Annotated in this window: 13 protein-coding genes and 14 tRNA genes; 2 read left to right on the plus strand and 25 right to left on the minus strand. The window is 58.9% G+C overall.

From position 1 onward, the window contains the following. Positions 1-29: 29 nt before the first annotated feature. Positions 30-2219 carry a 4-alpha-glucanotransferase gene (gene malQ / locus ACT5M9_RS07965; protein WP_457983178.1) on the minus strand — a complete coding sequence of 730 codons (2190 nt, stop codon included), beginning with the start codon at positions 2217-2219 and terminating at the stop codon, positions 30-32. A 340-nt stretch (positions 2220-2559) separates the two neighbouring features. On the opposite strand from malQ, the gene gap reads away from it, so the two are divergent. Together gap and ACT5M9_RS07975 are read left to right on the plus strand one after the other, a co-directional pair. After that, entirely contained in the window at positions 2560-3555 is a 996-nt protein-coding gene (gap, locus tag ACT5M9_RS07970; RefSeq protein WP_438548597.1) for a type I glyceraldehyde-3-phosphate dehydrogenase, read from the plus strand. Between the two features lie 84 nt (positions 3556-3639). Next, positions 3640-4506, plus strand: coding sequence for a D-hexose-6-phosphate mutarotase (locus tag ACT5M9_RS07975; protein WP_457983179.1), 867 nt, complete (start codon positions 3640-3642; stop codon positions 4504-4506). Positions 4507-4576: 70 nt separating this feature from the next. Here the strand turns inward: ACT5M9_RS07975 and nadA are convergent, their stop codons facing one another. The 24 genes from nadA to cydX form a co-directional block, all read right to left on the minus strand. Then, the gene (gene nadA, locus ACT5M9_RS07980) at positions 4577-5650 is read right to left on the minus strand and encodes a quinolinate synthase NadA (protein WP_457983181.1); all 1074 of its coding nucleotides are present in this window, start codon (positions 5648-5650) and stop codon (positions 4577-4579) included. Positions 5651-5840: 190 nt separating this feature from the next. Continuing rightward, positions 5841-5916 (minus strand) — tRNA-Val (locus tag ACT5M9_RS07985). Between the two features lie 18 nt (positions 5917-5934). After that, a tRNA-Lys gene (locus tag ACT5M9_RS07990) sits at positions 5935-6010 on the minus strand. A gap of 21 nt (positions 6011-6031) precedes the next feature. Further along, positions 6032-6107 (minus strand) — tRNA-Val (locus ACT5M9_RS07995). A gap of 20 nt (positions 6108-6127) precedes the next feature. Beyond that, a tRNA-Lys gene (locus ACT5M9_RS08000) sits at positions 6128-6203 on the minus strand. 45 nt (positions 6204-6248) lie between these two features. After that, a tRNA-Val gene (locus tag ACT5M9_RS08005) sits at positions 6249-6324 on the minus strand. Positions 6325-6343: 19 nt separating this feature from the next. After that, positions 6344-6419 (minus strand) — tRNA-Lys (locus tag ACT5M9_RS08010). A gap of 22 nt (positions 6420-6441) precedes the next feature. After that, positions 6442-6517, minus strand: a tRNA-Val gene (locus ACT5M9_RS08015). Between the two features lie 20 nt (positions 6518-6537). Further along, positions 6538-6613 (minus strand) — tRNA-Lys (locus ACT5M9_RS08020). A 45-nt stretch (positions 6614-6658) separates the two neighbouring features. Beyond that, a tRNA-Val gene (locus ACT5M9_RS08025) sits at positions 6659-6734 on the minus strand. Between the two features lie 19 nt (positions 6735-6753). Continuing rightward, a tRNA-Lys gene (locus tag ACT5M9_RS08030) sits at positions 6754-6829 on the minus strand. A 21-nt stretch (positions 6830-6850) separates the two neighbouring features. Then, positions 6851-6926: transfer RNA gene (locus tag ACT5M9_RS08035), tRNA-Val, on the minus strand. Between the two features lie 20 nt (positions 6927-6946). Next, positions 6947-7022, minus strand: a tRNA-Lys gene (locus ACT5M9_RS08040). Between the two features lie 45 nt (positions 7023-7067). Beyond that, a tRNA-Val gene (locus ACT5M9_RS08045) sits at positions 7068-7143 on the minus strand. 32 nt (positions 7144-7175) lie between these two features. Beyond that, positions 7176-7251, minus strand: a tRNA-Lys gene (locus ACT5M9_RS08050). 174 nt (positions 7252-7425) lie between these two features. Then, positions 7426-8235 (minus strand): tol-pal system protein YbgF, encoded by an 810-nt coding sequence (gene ybgF, locus ACT5M9_RS08055; protein WP_457982869.1) that lies wholly within the window; start codon positions 8233-8235, stop codon positions 7426-7428. Positions 8236-8394: 159 nt separating this feature from the next. Next, entirely contained in the window at positions 8395-8919 is a 525-nt protein-coding gene (gene pal / locus ACT5M9_RS08060; protein ID WP_100859355.1) for a peptidoglycan-associated lipoprotein Pal, read from the minus strand. A gap of 50 nt (positions 8920-8969) precedes the next feature. After that, positions 8970-10295: a Tol-Pal system beta propeller repeat protein TolB gene (tolB, locus tag ACT5M9_RS08065; protein WP_438551321.1), complete on the minus strand. Its 1326-nt coding sequence runs from the start codon at positions 10293-10295 to the stop codon at positions 8970-8972. 93 nt (positions 10296-10388) lie between these two features. Beyond that, positions 10389-11516, minus strand: coding sequence for a cell envelope integrity protein TolA (gene tolA, locus ACT5M9_RS08070; protein WP_457982872.1), 1128 nt, complete (start codon positions 11514-11516; stop codon positions 10389-10391). Between the two features lie 5 nt (positions 11517-11521). After that, a complete protein-coding gene (gene tolR, locus ACT5M9_RS08075; protein WP_438551323.1) occupies positions 11522-11968 on the minus strand; it encodes a protein TolR in 447 nt (148 codons plus the stop codon). Then, positions 11968-12654: a protein TolQ gene (gene tolQ / locus ACT5M9_RS08080; RefSeq protein ID WP_010672873.1), complete on the minus strand. Its 687-nt coding sequence runs from the start codon at positions 12652-12654 to the stop codon at positions 11968-11970. The genes tolR and tolQ overlap by 1 nt, the downstream gene beginning before the upstream one ends. After that, positions 12644-13051 (minus strand): tol-pal system-associated acyl-CoA thioesterase, encoded by a 408-nt coding sequence (gene ybgC, locus ACT5M9_RS08085; RefSeq protein WP_438551324.1) that lies wholly within the window; start codon positions 13049-13051, stop codon positions 12644-12646. The genes tolQ and ybgC overlap by 11 nt, the downstream gene beginning before the upstream one ends. A 369-nt stretch (positions 13052-13420) precedes the next feature. Then, entirely contained in the window at positions 13421-13732 is a 312-nt protein-coding gene (locus tag ACT5M9_RS08090; protein ID WP_438551325.1) for a cyd operon YbgE family protein, read from the minus strand. Further along, a complete protein-coding gene (cydX, locus tag ACT5M9_RS08095; protein ID WP_100859361.1) occupies positions 13719-13835 on the minus strand; it encodes a cytochrome bd-I oxidase subunit CydX in 117 nt (38 codons plus the stop codon). The genes ACT5M9_RS08090 and cydX overlap by 14 nt, the downstream gene beginning before the upstream one ends. Positions 13836-13849: the final 14 nt, after the last annotated feature.

The raw sequence follows: 13849 nt of genomic DNA on the forward strand, positions 1-13849 counted from the left end.
ATGAATATGAGTCAGTTGGCGACTGCGGCTCAACGGCCGGCCTCATGACGAGCCCGGCTCATCCTGTCTGCCAATCCCTTGAGCGCCTCATCGGCAAAGATATCTTCCAGATCCCGGGAGAGCTTGCGACGCCAGTTCGGGTACTCGTAGCTGGTACCCGGCACGTTCACCGGCTTGTCCATCTCCAGCCAGTCTTCCAGCTGGGTGCTGAACAGGGCACAACTGCCGCGGGACATGTGCAACTGCAGGCCGTGGTTGAGCTCAGTGTTCATGCCGACCCAGTTCACGTCGTGGCTGATGTTGCCCGAGATGACCCCGTGAGCGTGCAGGCTGTCGAGGATCCGCTGCTTGGCCTGATGGCGATCAGCATACAGGGTCTTGAGTACCTCTTCATCTGGGTACAATCCCAGTTCACGACCCAGCGCCAGATCGTCGCAATGCCAGAAACCCTTGAGGGTCGGCATGTCGTGGGTGGTCAGGGCCGACATCGCCTGCTCGGTGTAGTGCGCCGGGGAGATGAAACCGCCGTCCGCCTTGGAGCGCTCGAAGAAGAACACCTTGTAGGAGTGGACGCCGTTCTCCTTGAGGGTGACGTCTATGCCTTCCGGCACTGTGCCGAGATCCTCGCCGATCAGCAGGCACTGATTGCGGTGGGACTCGAGCGCCAGGATACCCAGCAGGTCGTTGACCGGGTAATAGATGTAGGCGCCCTTGGCGGCAGACTCTCCGGGCGGCACCCACCACAGGCGCAGCAAGGCCATCACGTGATCGATACGCAGCGCGCCGCAGGAGCGCATGTTGGCGCGGAACAGATCCACCATGGGCTGATAGGCCGCCTCGAACAGCTGGTTCGGGTTCATGGGGGGCAGTCCCCAGTTCTGACCGAGCGGCCCCAGGATATCGGGCGGCGCGCCGACCGAGGCTTTCGGGCAGTAGAGATCCCGGTTCGCCCAGATCTCGGTGGAGCCTTCGGAGACCCCCACCGCCAGATCCCGGTAGATCCCCATCACCATACCGGCCGCCTTGGCGCGGGCATCGGCCCGGGCCAGTTGCTCGTCCGCCAGGAACTGCAGATAGAGATAGAAGTTCACATCGGCCTGGTGTTCCGCTGTCCAGCTCGCCACCTCGGGGTTGTGATAATCGCGGAAGGCGTCCGGCCACACCGGCCAGCCCCAGGCGTTGTCACCCTTGTCGTAGAAGTGGGCCTGCAGGGCATCGAACACAGCCTGCTGTTGCAGGCTGTCGCCACCGGCCGCCACGAAGGCATCGAAGCTGGCCTGGCGCTCGGCAGTCAGAGTTCTCTGATCGAACACCTGACGCAGCATGCCGATCTTGGTCTGGATGACGCCAGTGTAGTCCACGTTCTCCTTGGCGCGCAGGGAGGTGAGATGCTGCTGGAACGCGGGGGATGCGACCTCTGCCTTGAGGTGCTCGTTGGCCAGAAACTCCGGCACCGCCTCCACGTTGATGTAGGCCACGTTGAGCCAGCGACGGGAAGAGGGGCTGTAGGGGCTGGCGCTCTCCGGGTTGGCCGGATAGAGGGCATGGATGGGGTTCAGACCGACGAAGTGAGCCCCCCAGGCGGCGGCTTTCTCGACCAGCTGGCCGAGATCGCTGAAATCCCCCATGCCCCAGTTGTGGCGGCTGCGCAGGCAATAGAGCTGCACGCTCGGCCCCCACACCTTCTGGCCATTGGCGATGGGAGCCTGCTTGTAGCAGGACTTGGGGGCGACGATGAGGCGCATGGTGGCGAGCGGCTCGTCGTTGCCCTCCTCCAGCAGCACCAGCTGGTGATAGCCGAGCTCGGGTTGAGCGCTCAGCGCCACGCGATAGGCCTGGCACTCCATCTCTTCAAACTCGGCGACACCGACCAGCTCCCCGTCGATGGGGGTGATCTGGCCGGACAGGGTGGCGCCCTGCTCCTGCACCAGCTGCCAGGTGAGGGCGTCGTTCACAAATTCGAGAGGCAGGCGCACTTCCAGGCTGATGGGTTCGCCGCTGCGCACCACCATCACGGGATCCAGCGGGCGCAGCCAGTGTTGGCGGTGCTCCTCTTCCAGCTGCTGCGTCAGTGCTCCCTCGTCATCGACGCGGTAACCCATGGCCCCCAGCATGGCGGCCTTGCTCTCTTCCGATACCTGGGCCGGATTGCCCCAGGCATCAACATACTCACTGGCGATACCTTTGGCGGCAGCCAGCTGTTCAATCAGGGTGGTCATAGTTTGAGAATTCCCGCTGTGGATTCTATCTATATGATTAATTTTTATGGGTGGTACTTGAACAGTGGCTCTATGGGCCATGCTAAACCGCGCACATTTTTACATATCTCCCCGGCTGGATGTGTGACCGGACAGGCACTATTGTTGATCGCTGTGACGGGATCCCACTGATGACGGATTCAACAAAAGTTGGTAGCCAGTTACATAAACCGAAAATAAATTTCACAGTTTTTCATGATATAGCGCAATTTCGCGCAGATTGTTGGTTGACTCGCAGGTGAGTTCTAGTAAATTTACAAACGGAATTTTCTTTGACTACTGAACAGTTAGGTAACCAATTATGACTATCAAAGTAGGTATTAACGGTTTTGGCCGCATCGGCCGTTTCGTATTCCGTCTGGCCGCTGAGCGCAACGACATCGAAGTTGTCGGTATCAACGACCTGATCGACGTTGACTACATGGCTTACATGCTGAAGTACGACTCCACTCACGGTCGTTTCAATGGCACCGTTGAAGTCAAAGACGGCAACCTGATCGTCAACGGCAAAACCGTGCGTGTTACCGCTGAGCGTGACCCGGCGAACCTGAAATGGGGCGACATCGGTGTTGATGTTGTTGCCGAAGCCACCGGTCTGTTCCTGACCGACGAAACCGCTCGCAAGCACATCGCTGCCGGCGCCAAGAAAGTCGTACTGACCGGTCCGTCCAAAGACGCGACCCCGATGTTCGTCATGGGTGTTAACGACGCGACCTACGCTGGCCAGGACATCGTTTCCAACGCTTCCTGCACCACCAACTGCCTGGCCCCCATCGCCAAGGTTCTGAACGATACCTTCGGTATCGAATCCGGCCTGATGACCACCGTCCACGCTACCACTGCTACCCAGAAGACCGTTGATGGTCCGTCTGCCAAAGACTGGCGCGGTGGCCGCGGTGCGGCTCAGAACATCATCCCGTCCTCTACCGGTGCTGCCAAGGCCGTTGGCGTGGTAATCCCCGAGCTGAAGGGTCTGCTGACCGGTATGGCCTTCCGCGTTCCGACTCCGGACGTGTCTGTTGTTGACCTGACCGTCAACCTGAAGAAAGCCGCCACCTACGCCGAAATCTGTGAAGCCATGAAGGCTGCCTCCCAAGGCGCCATGAAGGGTGTTCTGGGTTACACCGAAGACGAAGTGGTTTCCACCGACTTCCTGGGTGAGCGTCAGACCTCCGTGTTCGATGCCAAGGCTGGTATCCAGCTGAACGACAAGTTCGTTAAAGTCGTCTCCTGGTACGACAACGAAATGGGCTACTCCAGCAAGGTTCTGGACCTGATCGCTCACATCTCCAAGTAATTTGGGATGCGCAATCACGTAGCGTAAAAAAGGCGGCCATTGGCCGCCTTTTTGTTATCGGTTTTCATCATGGCAGGAGCCCACATGCAATCCATTCGTCCCCTGACAGCCCACTGCAAGCTCGCCAACAACGCCGCCGGCCTGCCCGTGCTCACCATCAACAACGACAGTGCCCGGGCCGAGATCAGTCTGTTTGGCGCCCATGTGCTGAGCTATCAGCGCCACGGCGAACCAGACTCCCTCTGGCTGAGCGACAAGGCCGTGCTGGACGGCAGCAAGCCCATTCGCGGCGGTATCCCCCTGTGCTGGCCCTGGTTTGGCCCCTCCCCCGCCCGGGTGGGTCAGGGCAAGCCGGCCCACGGCTTCGCCCGCACCACCCTGTGGATGCTGGATGGCGTCTCCGATCACGAGGATGGCACGCTCGTCCATCTGTCTCTGCGCGACAGCGAGGCGACCCGGGCCCTGTGGCCCCACGCCTTCGAGCTGGAGCTGGACGTGCTGGTCGGCAAGGAGCTGTCGCTGGTCCTGACCACCCGCAACACAGGCAGCAGCCCTATCGTCTACAACGCGGCCCTGCACACCTATCTGCAGATAAGCGCCCCGGAAGCCGTCAGCGTCAGCGGGCTGGGGGAACCATACCTCGACAAGCTGAGCGGCCAGGATGAGCGGCAGCAAGGCGTTGTGACCCTCTCAGGGGCCATGGATCGCATCTACCGCCAGCCCGAGCCCGTGGTGCGGGTCCAAGATGGCGAGCGCACCACCCAGGTGATCAGTGGCAATCACGACAGCGTCGTGGTCTGGACCCCCTGGCTGGAAGGCGCCAGCGCCATGGCCGACATGAGCGATGACGGTTATCGCACCATGCTCTGCGTCGAGGCGGCCATCACCGCCGATGCCGGCGTTACCATAGCACCGGACGAGGAGCACAGCTTCTCGACCGTGATCATCTGATGATACGACTGACAAATAAAGAAAGAGGGCTCCCGTGGGAGCCCTCTTTGCATCTTTTCATCAGAGGTGATCAGGCATTGCCTTGCGTCTTGAGCCTGAGCTCGGCGGCAAAGTTCAGCATGCGATCCAGCGGGATCAGCGCCTTCACCCGCAGCGCCTCGTCCACCAGGATCTCGTGACGCTCGGCGCCATCGGTCAGGGCCTCCTTGATTGCCACCAGGCCGTTCATCGCCATCCAGGGGCAGTGGGCACAGCTGCGGCAGGTGGCACCATCGCCACCGGTCGGCGCCTCCACCATCTCCTTGTCCGGGCAGGCCTGCTGCATCTTGTAGAAGATGCCGCGATCGGTCGCCACGATGAGCTTGCGCTGGGGCAACTCTCTGGCCGCCTTGATCAGCTGACTGGTGGAGCCCACCGCATCGGCCAGCTCGATGACAGAAGCCGGGGACTCGGGGTGCACCAGCACGGCGGCGTCCGGGTTCTGGGCCTTCAGATCCCTCAGGGCCCGGGCCTTGAACTCGTCGTGGACGATGCAGTGGCCCTGCCAGCGCAGCATCTCGGCCCCCGTCTTCTTCTCGATGTAGGCGCCGAGGTGGCGGTCCGGGCCCCAGATGATCTTGTGGCCCTGGCTGTCCAGGTGCTCGACTATCTCCAGGGCGATGCTGGAGGTCACCACCCAGTCGGCCCGCGCCTTCACCGCCGCCGAGGTGTTGGCGTAGACCACGACGATGTGGTCGGGATGGGCGTCACAGAAGGCGGAAAACTGATCGATGGGGCAGCCCAGATCGAGGGAACACTCGGCCTCCAGGGTCGGCATCAGCACCCGCTTGTGGGGGCTCAGGATCTTGGAGGTCTCTCCCATGAAGCGCACCCCCGCCACGATCAGGGTCTGGGCGGCGTGATCCCGGCCGAAACGGGCCATCTCCAGGGAGTCACCGACGAAGCCGCCTGTGGCCTCCGCCAGCGCCTGGATCTCGGGATCCGTGTAGTAGTGGGCGACCAGTACGGCCTGACGCGTCTCGAGCAGCGCCTTGATCTCGGTGATCAAGGCCGCCTTCTGTTCGGCAGTCAGGGGAGCCGGCTTGACCGGGAAGGGATAGTCCATCTCGACGGCAGGAGGGACACTGCTCAGTGCATTGCTCATTGCGACTGTTCCATCAACGCTTGGAAAGGCGAAAATTATACCCAGAAGCCGGCCACAAACCCATCAACAAATCCGGGGCTAGGGCTAAGTCTGCTTCGCCACTGAAGATTATTTTCCCTGCCGGTTGCCGAATCCCGGAAACGAAAAAACCCGCTATGCAGCGGGCTTCTGGCTTTCTTTGACAAGAAAGTGGTGGTCGTTACTGGGCTCGAACCAGTGACCCCCTCCTTGTAAGGGAGGTGCTCTCCCAGCTGAGCTAAACGACCTGGGATACGGTGAAATGATGGTGGGTCGTGCTGGATTCGAACCAGCGACCAATTGATTAAAAGTCAACTGCTCTACCGACTGAGCTAACGACCCATCTAAATCATTTGCAAAACATGGTGGTCGTTACTGGGCTCGAACCAGTGACCCCCTCCTTGTAAGGGAGGTGCTCTCCCAGCTGAGCTAAACGACCTGGGAACTCTGTGGTCAAGATGGTGGGTCGTGTAGGGATCGAACCTACGACCAATTGATTAAGAGTCAACTGCTCTACCGACTGAGCTAACGACCCATCTTGAACCTGTCACCGTCCGCATGTGGCGAACCGTGTTAAACATGGTGGTCGTTACTGGGCTCGAACCAGTGACCCCCTCCTTGTAAGGGAGGTGCTCTCCCAGCTGAGCTAAACGACCTGGGAATACGGTGAAATGATGGTGGGTCGTGCTGGATTCGAACCAGCGACCAATTGATTAAAAGTCAACTGCTCTACCGACTGAGCTAACGACCCATCTAAATCATTTTTTAAAACATGGTGGTCGTTACTGGGCTCGAACCAGTGACCCCCTCCTTGTAAGGGAGGTGCTCTCCCAGCTGAGCTAAACGACCTGGGAACTCTGTGGTCAAGATGGTGGGTCGTGTAGGGATCGAACCTACGACCAATTGATTAAGAGTCAACTGCTCTACCGACTGAGCTAACGACCCATCTTGAACCTGTCACCGTCCGCATGTGGCGAACCGTGTTAAACATGGTGGTCGTTACTGGGCTCGAACCAGTGACCCCCTCCTTGTAAGGGAGGTGCTCTCCCAGCTGAGCTAAACGACCTGGGAATACGGTGAAATGATGGTGGGTCGTGCTGGATTCGAACCAGCGACCAATTGATTAAAAGTCAACTGCTCTACCGACTGAGCTAACGACCCATCTAAATCATTTGCAAAACATGGTGGTCGTTACTGGGCTCGAACCAGTGACCCCCTCCTTGTAAGGGAGGTGCTCTCCCAGCTGAGCTAAACGACCTGGGAACTCTGTGGTCAAGATGGTGGGTCGTGTAGGGATCGAACCTACGACCAATTGATTAAGAGTCAACTGCTCTACCGACTGAGCTAACGACCCATCTTGAACCTGTCACCGTCCGCATGTGGCGAACCGTGTTAAACATGGTGGTCGTTACTGGGCTCGAACCAGTGACCCCCTCCTTGTAAGGGAGGTGCTCTCCCAGCTGAGCTAAACGACCTGGGAATCTTGTCTTCACCCTTAGTGAAGAAATGGTGGGTCGTGCTGGATTCGAACCAGCGACCAATTGATTAAAAGTCAACTGCTCTACCGACTGAGCTAACGACCCTCACCACGACCAGGTCCGAGTGCACTGCTGCACCGGCTCTGACGGCGGCCTATATTACGGATTTATCATCCTGGCGCAATAGAAAATTCTCAAATTAAATCTGTTTGCTCACTGTGCATACAAAGCCGGGCACTGTTTACAAGACTGTTACGAAAACAGTGACCTACGGCAATGTTACAGCTTGCTCAGGCTCTGCTTGGCGAGCTGGGCCGGCGAGGTGTTCGGGTAACCCTTGATCACCTGCTCGTAGAAGTTCTTGGCTTCCGCCTTCTTGCCGTCGAGCTGTGCCAGCATGCCGAGTTTCAGCAAGGCATCGGCCCGCTTGGGAGACTTGCTGTACTTGGTCGCGACCGTGGTGAACTGGGCGGCGGCGCCGGTTCTGTCACCCTTGTTGAACATCAGCTGGCCGAGCCAGTAGTGGGCATTGGGCACGTAGCTGGAGTTCGGGAACTGCTTGATGAAGCCCTCGAAGGCGGGGATCGCCTTGTCGTAGTTCTTCTCCTTGAGCACCATGTTCACGGCGGCGTCATAGGCCTGGTTCTCGTCCTGGTTGGTCGAGTAGTTGGCCGCAGCGGCTGGCGTGGCTGCCGCTCCGGCAGCGGCCGGTGTGGCCGCGGCTGACGCAGGCTGGCTATTCGCCACCTTGTCGAGCTCCTGGTAGAGCTGGCGCTGACGCTCCTGAGACTGCTCCATCTGGTAGGTCTGCTGTTCCAGCTGACCACGCAGCTCTGAGACCTCCCCTTGCAGGGAGTCCACCTGCTGCTGCAAGTCGGCCTGCAGGCGCAGACGGGCATTGAGGGTGCGCTCCAGCAAGGCCACCCTGTCTTCCAGGCTACCCGTGGGCACGATGGCGCCATTGTTGCCACTGAGGACGACGCTGCTGCCGCTATCGCCACTGAGATCGCTCACCGGCGCAGCCGCCTGAGCGTTCAGCGCAACGAACATGGCCAGCACAATCGGCGTTTGCTTGTACACAGATTTCATTCGGATCAAACCTTAGCGTTTAGTGCAGTAAAAACGGCCATCGCAATAGTCGCTTGCTTATACACAAATTTCATTCGGATCAAATCGGCAGTCCGGTGTAAATAAAACGGCCATCGAGATGGCCGCTTGCTTAGACACCAATAAAATTGGGTTCAAACCTTAGTAAACCAGGACCGCGCGGCGGTTCTTGGCGAAGGCTTCCTCGGTGTGGGACAGATCCAGCGGCTTCTCTTCGCCATAGCTGACGATGGAGAGCTGCTCGGCCTGCACACCCAGGGTTTGCATGTACTTGGCGACAGCCTTGGCACGACGCTCGCCCAGGGCGATGTTGTATTCCGGCGTACCGCGCTCATCGGCGTGGCCTTCGATCAGTACCTTGACGCTCGGGCGCTCACGCAGGTAGCTGGCGTGGGCATCCAGCAGGTCGGCGTACTGACCCTGAATGTCATAACCGTCATACGGGAAGTAGATCACGTTGTCGCGCTGCAGCGCTTCGAACTTTTGACGCATCTGTTCTTCCGGGGACAACATGCCGTTGGCGCCACCGGTTTGTACACCGCCCATGCCGTCGGTCATGCCAGACTCGGCACCAGCGGCGTCGGAGTCGGAGGAAGAACTACAGGCAGCCAGGGTGAACAGTGGCAGTGCGATGGCCAGACCCTTGAGCAGTTTATTGAGTTGCATGCTATTTCCTTAAACCTTTATAACAAAACAAAAAACAATCGATTTTTTTATCAATTCAAGAAGGGCGACCAAGCTGGTGCACGAATTTCACCGCTATTGGTCGGGAGCACTGCCTTGAAGCGACCGTCGGTCGACACCAAAGCCAGACTCTTGCGACCTTGATAGATGGTGGCATAAATGATCATGCTGCCATTGGGAGCCACACTTGGCGACTCATCCAGAGCACTCTGGGTCAACACCAACATGGCTCCGTTTTCCATATCCTGGCGAGCGATGCGATATTGTCCCTGAACCCGGGTCACCATCACCATGGACTTGCCGTCCGGGGTAATGGAAGCACCCTGGTTGGAATCTCCTTCCCAGGTCATCCGGCGAGTGACACCAGTCGCCAAATTTACGCTATAAATCTGGGGTTTGCCACCACGTTCAGAGGTGAACAGCAAAGTTTGACCGTCCGGCATCCAGGAGGGTTCGGTGTCTATGGTGCGGTTATTTGTGACTCGAGTGAGTTGCTTGCTAGCAACATCAACAACATAGATATCGGGCTGCCCATCTTTGGACAAAACAATAGCCAATCGACGACCATCCGGTGACCATTCCGGCGCACCGTTGATGCCGCGGAAACTGGTGATCATGCTGCGCTGCTGGGTGTAGATATCCTGCACATAGATCTCGGATTTCTGGTTCTCGAAGCTGACATAGGCCAGCTTGCTGCCATCCGGCGACCAGGCCGGGGACATCAGCGGCTCGCGAGAGCGCAGCAGGGTCTTCTCGTTGTAGCCGTCATAGTCGGAGATGCGCAGCTGATACGGGAACTGGGTGCCCTGCTGGACGGACACATAGGCCAGTCGGGTCAGGAAGGCACCGCGCTCGCCGGTCAGGCGCTCGTAGACGATGTCGGAGATGCGGTGGGCGAACTGACGCATCTGGGCACCGGGGATGGTGGCCATGCGGCTATCGAGGATGTAACCGTTCGCTTCCCCGCCCTGGGTCTTGGCCAGCTGCCCCTTCAGCACGTCGACCAGCTCGAAGTTGATCTTGTAGGAGCCATCCCCCACGGCGGCAATGGTGCCCACCACCACGGCTTCCACCCCCTGGGAGGCCCAGGGTGCGAAGTTGATCTCGCCGCTGGTACTCGGGGTCTGCGGCATCTGGCTGCGGGCCAGGGGCTTGAACTTGCCGCTGCGCATCAGGTCGTTGGAAACCACCTCGGCGATGTCCTGCGGAAGTTGACCATTGCCTTCCCACTTGAAGGGGGCGATGGCGATGGGACGTGCGCTGTCAATACCGCCGGTGATGACGATGTCCAGGGCCGCCTGAGCGCTCTGGCCCAGCAGAAGGCAGCCAACCAAAGCAAAAAACACTTTTCTTATCATGGCTTAAATACTCTGTTCCAATAAAAATGAGAGGTGAAAATCCTTTATCAGCAGAAGCTGCCAATCACAATCTGTTACTCAGTTGTATCACGCTTAGATGCTTGGTTCTAACTTGAGGTTAATGTCCTTCAACATCTCAAACGCCGCAGGATCCTTCGGCACCGGCAACTGGTTCGCCTTCAACACCGCCGCCTTGCCGGAGCGACAGACCGCGGGATCCCCCTGGCCGTTGTCCACCGAGATGACGAAGCCGGTACTGGCCAATTTAATACCGATGGTACAGGTTTTGCCCCGCATGGTGGGGTCCAGGATCATGTAGCGCTCGACCGTGGCCTTGATGAGAGCGGCATACTTGTCCACCTCCCCCTTGGCGGCTGCGGATGCGGCCTGGCTGCGTGAGTTGGCCTCAGCCTCCATCTGCTGCTGCATCATGGCTTCCATCTCTTTTTGCAACTTGGCCTCTTCCGCCGCCTTGCGCTTGCGCTCAGCCTCAATCTTGGCCTTCTTGTCGGCCTCTGCCTTCGCCTTCTTCTCTGCGTCAGCTTTTGCCTTCTTGGCGGCTTCATCCGCGGCTTTTTTCTCGGCCTCCGCCTTGGCCTTCTTCTCCGCTTCCGCCTTGGCTTTCTTCTCTGCCTCGGCCTTGGCCTTCTTGTCGGCCTCCGCCTTCTTGGCCGCGTCCGCCTTGGCCTTCTCGTCGGCCTGCTTCTTCTCCAGCTCTTCTTTCTTTTTCTTCAGCGCCAACGCCTTGGCCAGCTCTTCTTCCTGGCGCTTGGCCTCCGCCTTGGCTTTCTCGGCCGCCTGCTTGCGGGCTTCCTCGGCCTTTTGGGCCTTCTCTTCCGCCTGCTTCTGCTCGGCAACCTTCTTCTGCTTCTCGGTCTCGGCCTTGCGGGTCGCCTCCTCGGCCTCCTTGCGCTTGGTCTCGGCGATGCGCAGGCGCTCCTGCTCCTTCGCCAGCTCGCGCCTGGCCTGATCGGCGTCTTCCTTGTCTTTTTCCTTCTGCTGCTGGGCCGCTTTGGGCTGCGCCTGTTTCTGCTGCTGGATCTGCTGGGCCTGTTGTTCCAGGAAGTCGCTGTCCAGCATCACAGCGTTGACTATCTGTCCCTTCGACTCGGGGCGCTTAGGCTTGCTGAAGTCGATACCGACCAGCAGTATGATGCCGATGATCAGATGCAGCAGCAGCGACGCGACGAGATAACCGGAAATACCACGCTTCACATCCATCTCCGTCAGTTCACCGGATCCGTCATCAGGCCAACCTGAGGCACACCGGCCTTCTTGAGGGCGACCATCAACAGGATCACCTCTTCGTAGCGCACGGACTTGTCACCGGCCACCACCACGGGGGCGTTCTGGTTGATGGCCAGGTAGCCCATGGCCTTCTCGGTGATGTATTGCTGCATCGCCTCGGGCGTGCCACTCGGCACCGGCTCGTCATCCGCCTCACCGGCCTTGATGACGTACTCACCCTCGGTGTTCACGCTGACGATGAAGGGGGGCTTGGCATCCTCGGGCAGTTGCTCGGCCTCTGCCTGGGGCAGGTCGACCTTGACCCCTTGCGTGATCACCGGCGTCACCGCCATGAAGATGATGAGCAACACCAGCATGACGTCGATGTAGGGCACCACGTTGATCTCGGCGACCTTCTTGCGTTTGAGCCGCTGATAGGTTTGCATTACTTCTCACCCTGCTGTGCGATTTGGCGGTTCAGAATGGTGGTGAACTCGTCCATGAAGTTGGCGTAGGCATTTTCCAGCCGTTCCACCTTGTTGGTGAAGCGGTTGTAGAAGATGACCGCCGGAATGGCCGCAAACAGACCCATGGCGGTGGCGATCAGCGCCTCCGCGATACCCGGTGCCACCATCTGCAGGGTCGCCTGCTGGACTTGGCCCAGGGCGATGAAGGCGTTCATGATCCCCCAGACGGTACCGAACAGACCGATATAGGGGCTGATGGAGCCGATGGTCGCCAGTACCGGCAGGTTGGACTCTAGATCGTCCACCGCACGGGACAGGGAGACCCGCATGGCACGATAAGTACCGTCCATCACCGCATCCTGGCCACGGGCGCCGGCCTTGAGCAGACGGGCATACTCCTTGAAGCCGGAGTAGAAGATGTCTTCCATGCCTTCGATGTCATCGCGGCGGGAGGAGGACTCCTGATAGAGGCGGTTCAGATCGACCCCGGACCAGAATCTGTCCTCAAACTGCTCGGAGGCCAGGTTAGCCGCCTTGATGGCCTTGGAACGCTGGATGATCAGCGCCCAGGAGACGACCGACATGCCCATCAGGGTCATCATGACCAGTTTGACCAACAGACTGGCTTGCCAGAACAGGCCAATAAACGAAATTTCAGCGTGCACTTAACAGCACTCCCTTGATATTTTCAGGTATTGCGACAGGTTTCATTTGCGGATGACTGACACAGGCTATCTGTACCATGGCCTGGGTGATCAGTCGTCCATCAGCCGCCAGGATCTGCTGCGAAAAACGCATGGATGCGCGTTTCACTTCAGTCACTTGCGTCAATACGGTCAGCAGTTCATTGAAGCGGGCCGCGGCGCGAAAATCGATCTCGGTGCGACTCACCACGAAGGCAAGCCCGGCCTGCAGCAGGACGTCCTGCTCGATGCCGCCGGCACGCAGGAATTCGGTACGGGCCCGTTCCATAAACTTGAGATAGTTGGCGTTGTAGACGATGCCTCCGGCGTCCGTGTCCTCGTAGTAGACACGCACCGGAAACTCAGAGACTTCCCCCATAAAAATCTGTGATCCATTCGACAGTCAGATGGGGGGCTATCATAGCGCAGGGCTGAATAGGAAAGAAGCAGGGGGAGACAGGGAAATCCCATCCCTCAGTATTTTTTATGGCAGGAAATATTCCAGGGCCAATCCATGCCGAGACGAGTCACTGGTACCGGAGCACAAAGGGAAATAGAGACGCAGGTGAATGCGGGATAACCAGCATGAGGCGCAGGGAAAGCCATGCCTTGTCACACAAATGGCAGGAGATGGGGTTGGCTCAGACAGACTCACAAGGAGAGCAATCGGAATCGAGAGAGGCGCGAGTCGCCGACTGACGCGGTAAAAGCAAGAGGGAGGCAGATAACGCTCTGCCTCCCTCTCTTTTTATGACAGGAAATAGCCCTGGGTCAGCCAAAGCCCGTATAACAGCGTGGGCAAGGCGAGCCAGGGGCAAAACAGCAACCGACCGATGAGGCTGCGGGGATGGAATCCCAGCCCGTGCATCACGCCACAACTGACCGCCCACATCAGCCAGGGGGCGAGCCAGAGCCCGTGCTCACTGGTGTTGGCGGCGATCAGATTGGGCGCTTGCAGGATGGCGACGGCGAGCAGGGTCGCCGCCACCAGCATCACCCCTTGCCAGGGTTGGCGCTCCAGGGGAGCCGCCAACCGGGCGAGGAGATCACTTGTTTTCATCGATCTTGCGATCCATGTTCTCGGTGTGTTCCAGCCAGAGTGCGTTGATGACACCGAAGGCACAGGCCAGCAACAAACCCAGGATCCAGGTGAAATACCACATATCAGGGCACCTTC

The sequence above is a fragment of the Aeromonas sp. AE23HZ002T15 genome, from assembly GCF_054165525.2.

Coding starts and splice junctions, on each gene's coding strand:
- malQ (WP_457983178.1), bottom strand. CDS start 2,219: ATGACCACCCTGATTGAACAGCTGGCTGCCGCCAAAGGTATCGCCAGT.
- gap (WP_438548597.1), top strand. CDS start 2,560: ATGACTATCAAAGTAGGTATTAACGGTTTTGGCCGCATCGGCCGTTTC.
- ACT5M9_RS07975 (WP_457983179.1), top strand. CDS start 3,640: ATGCAATCCATTCGTCCCCTGACAGCCCACTGCAAGCTCGCCAACAAC.
- nadA (WP_457983181.1), bottom strand. CDS start 5,650: ATGAGCAATGCACTGAGCAGTGTCCCTCCTGCCGTCGAGATGGACTAT.
- ybgF (WP_457982869.1), bottom strand. CDS start 8,235: ATGAAATCTGTGTACAAGCAAACGCCGATTGTGCTGGCCATGTTCGTT.
- pal (WP_100859355.1), bottom strand. CDS start 8,919: ATGCAACTCAATAAACTGCTCAAGGGTCTGGCCATCGCACTGCCACTG.
- tolB (WP_438551321.1), bottom strand. CDS start 10,295: ATGATAAGAAAAGTGTTTTTTGCTTTGGTTGGCTGCCTTCTGCTGGGC.
- tolA (WP_457982872.1), bottom strand. CDS start 11,516: ATGGATGTGAAGCGTGGTATTTCCGGTTATCTCGTCGCGTCGCTGCTG.
- tolR (WP_438551323.1), bottom strand. CDS start 11,968: ATGCAAACCTATCAGCGGCTCAAACGCAAGAAGGTCGCCGAGATCAAC.
- ybgC (WP_438551324.1), bottom strand. CDS start 13,051: ATGGGGGAAGTCTCTGAGTTTCCGGTGCGTGTCTACTACGAGGACACG.
- ACT5M9_RS08090 (WP_438551325.1), bottom strand. CDS start 13,732: ATGAAAACAAGTGATCTCCTCGCCCGGTTGGCGGCTCCCCTGGAGCGC.
- cydX (WP_100859361.1), bottom strand. CDS start 13,835: ATGTGGTATTTCACCTGGATCCTGGGTTTGTTGCTGGCCTGTGCCTTC.